6 protein-coding genes and 1 pseudogene are annotated in these 12,758 nt (G+C 71.4%); 5 read left to right on the top strand and 2 right to left on the bottom strand.

Annotated features, from left to right (window positions below; genetic code table 11):
- Positions 1–81: 81 nt before the first annotated feature.
- Together ACLHRZ_RS09650 and ACLHRZ_RS09645 are read right to left on the bottom strand one after the other, a co-directional pair.
- Positions 82–747, bottom strand: coding sequence for a DUF6585 family protein (locus tag ACLHRZ_RS09650; protein WP_490417884.1), 666 nt, complete (start codon positions 745–747; stop codon positions 82–84).
- Complete coding sequence (locus ACLHRZ_RS09645; protein WP_490418056.1) at positions 744–1,823, bottom strand: AfsR/SARP family transcriptional regulator; 1,080 nt, start codon at positions 1,821–1,823, stop codon at positions 744–746. The genes ACLHRZ_RS09650 and ACLHRZ_RS09645 overlap by 4 nt, the downstream gene beginning before the upstream one ends.
- 151 nt (positions 1,824–1,974) lie before the next feature.
- Between ACLHRZ_RS09645 and ACLHRZ_RS09640 the strand changes: the two are divergent.
- The 5 genes and pseudogenes from ACLHRZ_RS09640 to ACLHRZ_RS09620 form a co-directional block, all read left to right on the top strand.
- Positions 1,975–2,211, top strand: a pseudogene (locus ACLHRZ_RS09640) (helix-turn-helix transcriptional regulator); the annotation flags it as partial.
- 2,321 nt (positions 2,212–4,532) lie between these two features.
- Positions 4,533–6,089, top strand: coding sequence for a TIGR02677 family protein (locus ACLHRZ_RS09635; protein WP_490417883.1), 1,557 nt, complete (start codon positions 4,533–4,535; stop codon positions 6,087–6,089).
- Positions 6,086–7,321: a TIGR02678 family protein gene (locus ACLHRZ_RS09630; RefSeq protein ID WP_490417882.1), complete on the top strand. Its 1,236-nt coding sequence runs from the start codon at positions 6,086–6,088 to the stop codon at positions 7,319–7,321. Before ACLHRZ_RS09635 ends, ACLHRZ_RS09630 begins: the two co-directional genes overlap by 4 nt.
- Positions 7,318–11,391 carry a TIGR02680 family protein gene (locus ACLHRZ_RS09625; RefSeq protein ID WP_490417881.1) on the top strand — a complete coding sequence of 1,358 codons (4,074 nt, stop codon included), beginning with the start codon at positions 7,318–7,320 and terminating at the stop codon, positions 11,389–11,391. The genes ACLHRZ_RS09630 and ACLHRZ_RS09625 overlap by 4 nt, the downstream gene beginning before the upstream one ends.
- A complete protein-coding gene (locus ACLHRZ_RS09620; RefSeq protein WP_490417880.1) occupies positions 11,388–12,656 on the top strand; it encodes a TIGR02679 family protein in 1,269 nt (422 codons plus the stop codon). The genes ACLHRZ_RS09625 and ACLHRZ_RS09620 overlap by 4 nt, the downstream gene beginning before the upstream one ends.
- Positions 12,657–12,758: the final 102 nt, after the last annotated feature.

The raw sequence follows: 12,758 nt of genomic DNA, 5'->3' as shown, positions 1-12,758 counted from the left end.
ACGGCAGGACCTCAACCGCCTCGGTCTGCAACGATTGTTGGTGACGGCATTGAAATCGAGATGAAGCTGCAGGTGCCGGGGTCAGGGGTGTCCGCCCTCCGTCCGAAGGTGCTCGACGAGGGCGCGGAGGACGAAGAGGTTCGGGGTCGCGGTCGCGGCGGCCTCCGGCCCGTTCCGCGTCCCGGCGACGCCGATGGTGACGGTGCCGTCCCGGACCTCGATCCGTTGCACCTGCGACCACCGCGCGGACACCCTCGCGGTCCAGGCCCCTTCCTTCGTCAGCCAGATGTCCCCGAATCTGAGCCGCTCGCCCTTGCCGAGGCGGGCGAGCGCCAGGGGCAGTTGGGCGTCGGTGACGAACCGTTGGACCTCTGCGACCCATTCCTCTGCTTCGCCGTGCAGCAGCGTGATCCGCTCTCCATCGGCATCGGTGAGCGTCAAGTGCCAGGGGGTGTTCCGGAACACGGCGGTGGTGTCGTAGCGGACGACGTGGATCCACCCACTGACGGCGACCGTCATGCCGTGCTCGTACAGGTCCAGCCGCCCGTCCGGGTCCGCACGCGCCGCGGAGGGCAGGGCGCTGCGCGCGAAGGCCAGCAGGCCCCGGATCCCCCGGCGCTTCGTCGAACCGGTCACGTATGCCCCGTACGTGGCACACCGCCTGCCGAGGCGCGCGCGGCCGGCCGCTGCGGAGATCCTCGCCAGCAGCAGTTCCTCGCCGCGCTTCGGCGGCGTCGCCCCGGTCACGGCGTGGCTCCGGCGAGGCCGAGACCGGCGTCGTACCCGCGCAGGATCATCTGGTGCGTCCGCCGGAGCAACTGTCCCGGGGACACGCCCAGATCATCGGCCAGCCGGCGCCGGGTGCGGTCGAACACGCTCAGCGCGTCGGCCTGCCGGCCGCCGAGGTAGAGCGCGCGCATCAGCATCGCGGCGACCGGTTCGTTCAGGGGCTGCGTCACGGCCAGGGACCACAGTTCCTCGATCGCCTCGGTGTGCTTGCCGAGCCGCAGCTGCCAGTTCAGCTTCCGTTGTGCGAGAGCGGTCTTGCGCTCGGTGAGCCGCAGCCGTTCCAGCTCGGCCAGCGGTCCGGGCAGGCCGGCCAGCAGCTCTCCGCGGAACAGGCCCAGCGCCTGGGAGCACAAGCGGACCGCCTCGGTCAGTTCACCGGCCCGCTCGGCCGTTCCGGCGGCGGTGACGAGTTCCTCCATGCGCGCCATGTCCACTTTGGCCGCCCCGGGGAGCAGCCGGTAGCCGCACCGGCTGTGCTCGATCACCGAGCCCGGGCTGTCCCCGCCGCGCAGGATCTTGCGCAGCCGGTAGATGTACACCGGCACCACGTTCGTCAGAGGCGGTTCCATCCCCCACACTCCGTCGAGCAGTTCCTGCTGGCTGACCGCCCGGTCGGGGCACAGCACGAGCGCGGCGAGCACGGACTGCTGGCGGAGGTGCCCCAGGTCCACCTGCTGTCCGCCGCGCCACGCCTGGAGCGGTCCGAGCACGGATATCCGCAACGGCGGTTCCGGGGACCGGCGGACGGCGGCTCGCGGCGCGGGGACCGTCGCCTGCCTGCGGGGCCCACGGCCCGGTATGACGAGGCCGGAGTCGAAGGCGTGGACGATGGCGGCGGCCCGGTCGCGCAGCCCGAGGGCGGCGAGGATCCGCGTGAGGTGTCCGGCCACGGTGTCCTGAGGGAGGGAGAGTGCGGTGGCGATCTCGGCGTCCCGCATTCCGCAGCCGACTGCGTAGAGCACTTCGCGCTCCTGACGTGTGAGGGTGGTGAGGGTGGGAACGGTCGGCTGGGAGGTGGTCGCGGTCGTCGGCATCGTGGCTCCCCGGACTCCGGACGGCTCGGTGTGCTGGGCGGTCTGACGCATGCCGCCGAGGCTGTCCGCGGGGCCGGCAAACGGACAGGCCATGGGACCGGCCGTATGCGGCCGGTGGCCGCGATAGAGTCCCTCACCTGGGGAAATCGGCATGTCCGGGGGCAATCCGGGGCGGTCCGGGGGCGGAAGGTCGGGACTTGTGACCAGTGAGTTCAGCACGCGGCTGCGGCGGTTCCGGCGCCGGGCGGGGATGACTCAGGAGGCTTTGGCGGAGCGCGCAGGGGTGGGGGTGCGCACGATCCGCGGGCTGGAGACGGGCGAGCGCGCCGACCCGAGGGTGACCACGGTGCGGCTGCTGGCGGACGCGCTCGGGCTGGAGCCCGAGGAGCGCGAGGAGTTGTTGTCGGCGGCGGTGCGGCGGGGAGCGGAAGGAGATCCTCCGGCGGAGCCGCCGGCCGAGCGGGCGCCTGAACCGGTGATCGAGCTGACGGCCGAACCGGCGGTCGAACCGACGGCTGAACCGTCGGTCGAACCGACGGCTGAACCGTCGGTCGAACCGACCGTGGCGCTGACCGGTTCAGCGTTGTCGGCATTGTCGGCATTGGACGAAACCCTCGCCGATGTGGCCGATCAGCTGGCGCAGGCGGTGGCGGCGCGCTGGCAGCGCGAGGAGGAGCAGCGCCAGGTCCACGATCCGTACCCGCTGCCGGTGCGCTGGCGGCCAGTGCCCGAGGAGCTGACGGACCACTGGGCCAACATCCGCCGCCTGCCTGCCGGAAGTGCGGTGCACGGCACGCACGGTCCGTTGGACCTGAGCGGGCGACTGGACGAGATCGTGGGCGTCTACCGGAGGATCCCGTCCGGCCGACTGGTGATGCTGGGCAGGTCCGGATCGGGAAAGACCGTACTGACCGTCCGATTCATCCTCGACTGTCTGAAATCGCGAACCCGTACCGACGCCGTACCGGTCATCGTCAGCATCGGCTCGTGGGACCCCACGGTCATCACGTTCCGCGCGTGGCTGACCGCACAGCTGACGCGGGACCACCCGGGCCTCGCCGCCTCGGCACCGGGCGGCTCGACCCTGGCGGCCGTCCTGGTCGAGACGGGCCGGGTGCTCCCCGTGCTGGACGGCTTCGACGAGATAGCCGACGGCCTGCGCCGCCCCGCTCTGGAGTCGCTCAACGCCACAACCCTCCCCCTGCTGTTGACGAGCCGCCCGTCCGAGTACGCGGCGGCGGTGGCGGAGACGGACGTGCTCACCGCCGCAGCGGCGGTGGAGCTGACCGATCTGGCCCTGGACGACCTGGCGGACTACCTGCCGCGCACCACGCGCAAGTCCCGCGGCGGGGACCCCACGGCGACCGCCTGGGACCCGGTGCTGAACGAACTGCGCGAACGGCCGCACAGCCGGGCCGGTGCCAACCTGGCCGCGGTACTGACCACTCCGCTCATGGTCACCCTCGCCCGCGCCGTCTACAGCGACACCCCCGGGCAGGACCCGGCCGCGCTCCTGGACACGGGGCGCTTCGGCAGCCCCGAGGAACTGGAGGACCACCTCCTCGACAACTTCACCACCACCGTCTACCGGCAACGCCCCGGGGACCGGCGCCCCGGGTTCGATCCCGAACGGGCCCGGTACTGGCTCGGCTACCTCGCCGACCACCTGACGCGGCTCGACACCCCCAACCTGGAGTGGTGGCGCCTCGGCCATGAGGCACGCCGTTCCACGCGCACGCTGGCGACGGCACTGTTGATCTGCATCGTCATCGGCTCGACCGACGTCCTTGTCGGCGCCATCACCGACTCCCTCGCCTTCCAGATCAGGGACGGGCTGCTGGCGGGGCTCCTCGCCGGGCTCGTGTTCGCGATCACGTACTGGTTCACGGTCGCGGCCAAGGGCACGGCGGTGGCGCCGACCAGCATGCGCATGAGGCTGTTCGGCAGAGCGGACAGACCGATACGAAGAACCGTCCACCGTCTGCTGATCGGGTTGCTCTTCGGCCTCGCCTTCGGCTTCAGCTTCGGCGTCGCGCACGGACTGTTCTTCATCCTCAAGGGCGCCGCCCTCACGGCCTGCCTGCGCGTCGGCCTCGGCGACGGAGTCTTCTACGGAGCCGTCTTCGCCCTGGGCGCCGGCCCGGCCTTCGGCCTCCTGGCACTCCTCGAAACCCCTCTCGACATCCGGTCCGCCGTCAACCCGGTCAGCCTCCTGCGCGAGAACAGCCGGACGGTCATCATCCAATTCGCCGTCTGGGCCCCCGCCTTCGGCCTCCTGGTCGGCTTCGGCTCCGGGGTGGTCGTCCGGAACGTGCCGGCACTCTTCGGCCCGTACATCTGGAACCTCGCAGCAGCCTTCAAACTGGGCACGGCCAGCGCCCTGGGCGGCGGCCTCGGCTACGCCCTCGCCCTCACGGCCTGGGGCCAGTGGCTGGTCTTCTCCCGCCTCTGGCTCCCGTTGACGGGACGGTTGCCATGGTCGGTCGTGACGTTCCTGGAGGACGCGTACGAACGGGGGGTGCTGCGGCAGGCGGGTGCGGTGTACCAGTTCCGACATGCACGGCTGCAGGGGCATTTGGCGCGGGGGTATGGGGGGCGGGGCGGGAGGACAGCGAAACCGGTCCCGCCAGCAGCCTGTCCGAACGGTGAGGATTGAGTTCGCGGCATTACATATCCACGCCACGAGTCATCAGACAGAATGACAAGGCAATGACCCCGACACCCGACCCCCCGGCCCCGACCGGATACGCCCCCTTCGCTCATCTCACCGCGCCCAACTCCACCCTCTACCGACGGACGATGCGGACGTTCCTCGCTGCCAAGGAGCGCTTCGCAGTGCATTTGCGTCCCGAGGACGTGCATGCCGCACTGCCCGTCGATGAGCGCCCGGCCGAACTCGACACCGTGGTCAAAGCGCTCGACAGCCTCGTCGAATGGGGGAATCTGCGCGCCGATCCCGATACGGCCCGCGTCACCGCTGTCGAGGACTTCTACCGCAAGCGGCTCGTCTATCAGCTCACCCAGGCGGGAGAGGCGGCGGAGGAAGCGCTCTCCGTGTACGACGAGGCTCTCGGCCGACGAGGCGCGCTGCAGGCAGTCGCGCTGCACGACATCGTCACGCAATTGCGTGCCCTGCTCGTGCTGGGAGCTGAGGAAGATCCGGACCCCGCCAAGACCTATCTCGCACTCGATGCGTTGACCAGCCGGTTCGCAGCCCTCGCCGAGAACGCCCGGGCTTTCATGGGCTCCCTGCAGCGCACCATCGACCTGCACGACGTCGAGGAGGAGGTCTTCCTCGCCTACAAGGACCGGCTCATCCAGTATCTGGAGCGGTTCATCCAGGACTTGATCACTCTCGGCGGACGCATCGCCCAGCTGATCGTGGAGCTGGAGGACGGCGCCGTGATCACGCCACTGCTCCGGACCGCAGCCGCCCGCGAGGCCTCCGACGCCTCTCCGGAGGACACGGAGCAGGCCGAACAGGAGGCGTACGCGCGGTGGACCGGGCGCTGGGACGGGCTCGCCGCCTGGTTCATCAGCAGAAACGGACGGGAATCACAGGTACGGCTGCTGCGCGGCCGGGCTCTCGGGGCGATCCCCCAGCTCCTGGCGGTCATACGGTCGCTCAACGAGCGCAGAGCCGGGCGCTCCGACCGCTCCGCCGACTTCCGTACGCTCGCCCGTTGGTTCGCCGAGGCACCCGACGACGATGCCCGGCATCGCTTATGGCGCACCGCTTTCGGGCTCTATCCCGCCCGTCACCTCACCGTCGACGCCGAAACCCTCGCCACACGCACGGCCCGGCCCGTGCCTGCCGCCACCCCGTGGGCCGAAGCCGAACCACTGTGCATCAGCCCGCAGTTGCGGCGCACCGGCAGTTACGAACGGCGCGGCAAGCCCCGTAAGGTCACGGACCGATCCGACGCACGCCGTCACCTGGCGGAGATCGCCGCCAAACAGGCCGCCGAGACCGCCGCCGCGCGGGCGCGGCTCGCCACCGACGGCGTCGCCCGGCTCTCCGCCCTCGGCGACCTCGACCCGCTGGCGTTCAAACTCTTTCTCCAACTCCTCGGTGACGCCCTCGCCACCTGGCGGCCCGACATGACGCACACGTCCGCCACCAGCAACGACGGCTCCATGGAGATCCGCCTCACAGCACTCGGCGACGGTACGACCGCCGAGATCGCCACCCCAGGGGGCACGTTCCGGGGCCCCGACCACACCGTCGAGATCATCGACCTGACCGGGAGGGACATCAGGCGATGAACACCCCACTCGCCGAAGTCCTGGAGGGGCAGCACTCCGCCGAGCTGCGCAAGGCCGCACGCGCTCTGCTCAAAGAGCCTCTCCTGCTCGCACGCGGGCCTCGTGCGGACGACTTCCGGCTCGTCCGCCGCCATGCTCCGGAGCTGCGCGCGTGGTTCGACCGCAACACGGGCTGGTCCCTCCACGTGGACGCCGAAGCCGCCCGCCTGTGCAAGATCCCCGGCTTCCTCGCCGACCCGACACACCCCGCCCGCGAAGCCAGCCGGGCCGGCGCTGCGTTCACCCGCCGCCGCTACGTCCTGCTGTGTCTGGCCCTCAGCGTCCTTGAACGGGGCGAGGCCCAGGTGGCGCTCGGCCGCCTTGCCGATCAAGTGGTCCTGGAGGCGGCTGATCCGGACCTCACCGCTGCCGGAATCCACTTCACCCTGGACCGCCGCGACGAGCGCCTCGACCTTGCCGCCGTCGTCAAGCTCCTGCTGAGACTCGGGGTTCTGCGACGAGTCGCCGGTGACGAGGAGGCATACGTCAACGGGGCAGGCGACGTCCTGTACGACGTCGAGCGCCGCGTGCTGGCCGGCCTGATCGCCACCCGCCGAGGCCCTTCCACAGTGCGTGCCGACACGTTCGACGAGCGCCTGGCCGAGCTGGTCACCGAGACTGCTCTGGACAGCGAAGACTTGCGGTTCCGTGTGATGCGCCGCTCACTGACCCGGCGCCTGCTCGACGACCCGGTGCTGTACTACGACGAGCTGACCGACGCTGAACTCGCGTATCTCACCCGGCAGCGCGGCTTCCTCACCGCCCGCATCACCGAATTGACCGGACTCGTCGCCGAGGTACGGGCCGAGGGCATCGCCATGGTCGACCCCGACGACGACCTCACCGACGTCCGCATGCCCGAACAGGGCACCCACGGCCACGTCACTCTGCTGCTCACCGAGCATCTCGCGGCGTCTGACGGGCCTGTCGCCTTCGACGATCTCCGGCGCAAGGTCCGTGAACTCGCCGCTGCCTACGGTGGTTTCTGGGCCAAATCCGCCAAGGAACCGGGCACGGAGGGCGAACTGGTCGAGCAGGCGCTCGCCAAGCTCGCCGCGCTGGGGCTCGTTACCCGTCACGGCGATGAGATCGCTCCCCGCCCGGCCCTCTCCCGATACACCGTCGGTGAGACCGTCGTCCTCGAACCCCGTACCCCGCACATGCCCCAGCAGCGAAAGGCGAGCCAGCAGTGACCGCGCTCCCCGTCCCCACACGCTCCCGCTGGCAACCGATGCGCATCGGGCTCGTCGACCTCTTCCACTACGACGAGGAGGAGTTCCGCTTCCGCGACGGGCGGCTGCTGTTGCGGGGCAACAACGGCACCGGAAAATCCAAGGTCCTCGCTCTGACCCTGCCCTTCCTGCTGGACGGAGATCTCACTCCGCGCCGTGTCGAGCCCGACGGCGACCCGGGCAAGCGCATGGAGTGGAACCTGCTCCTCGGCGGCGAACACCCTCACTCCGAACGGCTCGGTTACACCTGGATCGAGTTCGGCCGACGGGACGATGCGACCGGCGAGGCGCACTTCCGTACGCTCGCCTGCGGGCTCAAGGCCGTTACCGGGCGCGGTATCGCTCGCCACTGGTACGCGGTCACCGACCAGCGGATCGGCCGGGACCTCAGTCTGCTCGACGCCACCCGCACCGCCTTGTCCCGTGACCGGCTCGCCGAGGCGATTGCCGGGCACGGCATGGTCTACGACCAGGCCAAAGCCTACCGAAGGGCCGTCGACGAGGCGTTGTTCGGGCTCGGCGAGCAGCGGTACGCCGCCCTCGTGGACCTGCTCATCCAGTTGCGCCAACCCCAGCTGTCCAAGCGGCCCAATGAGGTCGCCCTCTCCCGGGCGCTGACCGAAGCGCTGTCGCCCATGGACCAGGCGGTCGTGGCCGACGCGGCGGAGGCCTTCCGTTCCCTGGACGAGGAGAAGGAGGGACTGCGGGCCGCCTCCGAGGCCGAGAAAGCCGCATCGGCGTTCCTGGACCACTACCGGCGCTACGCCCGCATCGCCTCCCGTCGGCGGGCCCGCCTCCCGCGCAGCGAGCACTCCCGGTACGAGCACCTCCAACGGGATCTCGTCGAAGCACAGGCGCACAAGGCCCGTGCAGAAGAGGACCGGGCGGCCGCCGAGGAACACATCGCCGTTCTGGAAGAGACCGGGACACGGCTGCAGGCTCAGGACGCCGCCTTGCGCGCGGGGCCCGAGATGCGCAGCGCCCGTGAGCTGGAACAGGCGGCCGCGGAGGCAGACCGCACGGCGCGAGAGCGGGAACGCGCGGAAGCCGACCACGAGCAGGCCACACACCTCCACCGGCGGGCGCTGGCGCGGCTCGGTGCGGCCGAGAACCGGCTCGCCTCGGCCCGGCGTCAGGCCGGCACCGTCCTTGCCCGGGCCCGGGAAGCGGCCGGGAATGCTCTGGTTGCCCTGCCCGACGAGCCGACCCGGGAGGCGGCTGAGGAGGAGACGGACCGCAGGCAGCGCACCCTCACCCACGTGGAACGCCTCGCGGACCGGGCCGACCAGGCCGCGAGCGAAGGCCGGGCCGCCTCCCGGCGGCTCGACGAGGCGGAGTCCGACCTCGCGCTCGCGGCCGACGCACAGCAGCAGGCGGAGGAGGCCGCGGCGGCAGCCGGCCGGGCCCTGCTGGATGCCGTACGCCGGCATGCCGAGGAGTGCCGGGAGTTGACGTATCCGGACCCGGTCGGCCTCCTCGACGAGCTCCAGGAGTGGACCCGACACCTCGACGGGCCCTGCCCGGCCCGTACCCACGCCTCGCGCGCGCACCGAGGAGCCTCGGCGCAGCTGGCCGATCACCTGGCCGGATTGGCGCACCGCAAGGCCGAACTCCAGTCGCTCCTGGGTGACATGGAACAGGAGCTGGCCGCGCTCGAGGCCGGGGGACAGCGCGGCCCGAAGGCCCCGTACACCCGCGCCCCGGGGCTGCGGGAGCACGCAACCGGCTCCCCTCTGTGGCGGCTCGTCGACTTCCGGGACGGGCTCGGCGACGCCGAACGCGCCGGGCTGGAAGCGGCCCTGGAGGCATCCGGCCTGCTGGACGCCTGGGTGCACCCGGACGGCACGGCCCTCGACGCCGACGGGCACGATGTGCTGCTCGCCCCGCAGACCGGGCCCGTATCCGGGCCGTCCCTCGCCGATGCGCTGCGCCCGGCCGTGGACCACGGCGACGCGCGCGCCGCGGCGGTCGGTGAAGGGACGGTGACGCGGCTGCTCACGGCGATCGGACTGGGCGAAGAGGGCGATGCGGCCAACTGGGCGGCCGCCGATGGATTTTTCCGCGTCGGTGTACTCACCGGCCGGTGGACCAAGGTCTCCGCGGAATACGTCGGCGAAGGCGCCCGTGAAGAAGCCCGCCGGTCCCACATCGCCGCCCTGCGCACCGAACTCGCCTCGATCCAGGAGGAGCTGGCCGTCGCGGTGGCCGAAACCGAGGCCGTCGTGGCTCGTCGGCGCGCGCTCGACACCGAGCTGGCGACCGTACCCGAGGACGCGCCGCTCAGGCAGGCGTACGCCCGGGTGGCCGCGGCCGCCGAAGTCATGCGCCGGGACCGTGCCCGGTGCGACGAACGGGCCGCCGATCTCACCGAGGCGGCCCAGGAGGCCGAGCAGGCCGCGACAGAACTCGCGGCGACCGCTGCCGGCTTGGGGCTGCCCTCCGAACGCGCCGCGCTCGCCGCCGTGCACCAGGCCCTCACCGGTCTCACCCTCGTCCTCGCCGACCTGTGGCCTGCCCTACGCGAGCGCGCAGAGGCGACCCGTCAGGTGGACGAGGAACGCGACGAGGCCGAACAGGCGGGGCAACGGGCCGCGGGGCATGCGTTGCGTACCGCGGAATCGTCCCGCGAGGCCACCGCCGCCGCCGAGCGCCACAGCACTCTGCGCTCCACGGTCGGCGCGGCTGTCGCCGACCTCCAGCGTCGCCTCACCGAGACTGCCGAGTCCCTGCGCGAGTGCGGGGCCGAGCAACGTCGTACCCGTGAGCAGCGGACGGAGGCCGACCGGCGGGCCAGCCGGGCCGAAGGCCGCATCGAGCAGCTGGAACAAGGGATCGCCGAAGCAGCCGCCGCCCGTGCCGAGGCGATCGCGGGTCTCCAGCGGTTCGCCGGCACCGGTCTGGTCTCGGTGGCTCTGCCCGGTCTGACCGTACCGTCGACCGCGGAAGGCCCGTGGGCGGCCACCCCCGCGATCGTCCTGGCACGTTCCATCGAGACGGAGCTGTCCGGGACGGACGACTCCGACGGGGCCTGGGAGCGGGTGCAGAGGCGACTGAGCGAAGAGCTCAAGACCCTGCAGGACGCCCTGTCCCGGCATGGACACACCGCGTCCGCCCGCATGATCGAGGAGGGAATGGTCGTCGACATCGTCTATCAGGGCCGCGAACGGGCCGTACCCGAACTCGCCGAGGCGCTGGCCACCGAGGTCGGTGAACTCACCCGCATACTGTCCGCACGCGAGCGGGAGGTCCTGGAAACCCACCTCATCACCGAGGTGGCGGGCACCCTGCAGGAGCTGATCGGCGCGGCGGAGCGGCATGTACGGGCCATGAACGCCGAGTTGGAGGAACGCCCGACCTCGACCGGCATGAAGCTGCGCCTGGTGTGGCGGGCCTCCCGCAAGGCCCCGGCGGGGCTCGACCGGGCGCGGGAACGCCTGCGCCAGTCCGCCGATGCCTGGACCCCCGAGGACAGGGCGGCGGTCGGCGAGTTCCTGCAGGCACAGATCGCCCAGCAGCAGACCGGCGACGCCGCCGGCAGCTGGCTCGAACACCTCACCAATGCCCTCGACTACCGCGCGTGGCACGAATTCGGCATCGAACGCCACCAACAGGGCCGCTGGGTCCCGGCTACGGGACCGGCGTCGGGCGGCGAGCGCGTCCTCACCGTGTCAGTGCCCCTGTTCGCTGCCGCGTCCTCGCACTACGCGAGCGCGGTCAACCCGCACGCACCACGCCTGGTCACCCTCGACGAGGCGTTCGCGGGAGTCGACGACGACTCGCGGGCCAAGTGCCTGGGCCTACTGCACGCCTTCGATCTGGATGTGGTCATGACCAGCGAAAGGGAGTGGGCCTGCTACCCGCAGGTGCCCGGCATCGCCATCGCGCAGCTCTCACGGACCGACGATGTCGCGGCAGTCCTGGTCACCCGCTGGGAGTGGGACGGCTCCGTGCGCCTGCGCCGCGACGATCCGGCGTACGAGCGGGACCGGTTCACCGCGGGAGCGGACGACCAGGAGCTGTTGTGGTCATGAGCGCCCTGCCGCCCGGTGGGATCGACCTCGACCGCCTCCGTCGGCTGCTCGGCGACCCCGACCTCGCGTGGCTGGTCGAGCGCGTACGACGGCGTCTCGAACGCGAGCAACCCCTCACCGGACCCGTCTCACTGGCGGCCCCCACCGAAGCCCAGCGCACGGCCGTCGAACGCCTGCTGGGCCGCGCACCGCGCGTCGGCCGGTCGCTGGCCGCCCGGCTCGACGCCGTGGACGACGTCCTGCGCCGCTCCGGCATCAGCCCCGACGGCCTCGCCGCGGCCGTCGAAGCCCTGAACGGCCCCGTCATCCCCCGTCGGCAGGCACTCCAGAGCGAGGTCCGCGCCTGGCAGCAAGCGATGCAGCCCCTCCGAGCATTGGGCTGTGACCTGCCCGAACTCGCCCACTGGACCTCCGAGCCACGTACCGAAAGCCTTGTACGGCGCCTGGCCCGGACTCCCGAAACCGCCGGCCTGCTCACCGCGGACGCCGCGAAGGTGCTCGGGGAACTCCCTGCCGAACCCGCTGTCTCCCTGCCCGCCTTCGCCGCCCGCGCACTCGGCAGCGCCCACGCCCTGGACGACGGGACACCCCTGGCCACGCTCACCCTGTCCGGTATCCGTGCCCTCACCGGCTTCCCCGACGGCAACGGTGCTGCGTGGCGCCGCGACACATGGGCGTCGGCAGGCCTGCTGCGCGACGAGTTGTCCTCGACCGTCCTCACACTGAACCTTCGTGGCACTCCTGCCCTGGACTGGATGGCCGGAACGGGAGAACCCTGTGTCCTGACGCTGCGGCAACTCACTCGCCAGCGCCCCCAGGCCACGCCGCCAGCGGTACGGATCTGCGAGAACCCGGCCGTCCTGGCAGCCGCCGCCGATGCCCACGGCGCCGGCTGCCCGCCACTGGTCTGCCTCCAGGGCCAGCCGTCCGCCGCGGCGCTGGCTCTCCTGCGCCACCTCCACGACGGCGGTGCGCGTCTTCTCTATCACGGGGACTTCGACTGGGGCGGACTCCGGATCGCCAACGTACTGCTGAGTCATGTGCCCTGGAGTCCCTGGCGGTTCGCTGCCGCCGACTACCGCGCTCTGGCCACCACCACACTCCAACTGCCTCCCTTGACCGGCGCACCGGCCGCATCCCCTTGGGACCCGGCCCTGGCGCAGGCTTTGACCGAACTCGGGGTGCGGGTCGAGGAAGAGGTGGCCCTGGCTGCTCTTCTCGAAGACCTTGCCGTCCCGGCCGGGCCGCCGACGACCCGGCCGTGACCGCCCTGTCGAGCCCGGGGCACCGCTCAGCAGGCGGAGCAGATCACGCGTCATGATGCGCCGCAGATTCTGGGCGCGCTCCACCAGCTTGAATGTTCCATC

The sequence above is a fragment of the Streptomyces sp. AM25 genome, assembly GCF_058146165.1.
The sequence above is the reverse complement of the archived record's forward strand: the minus strand, read 5'-3'. Positions and strand labels throughout refer to the sequence as shown.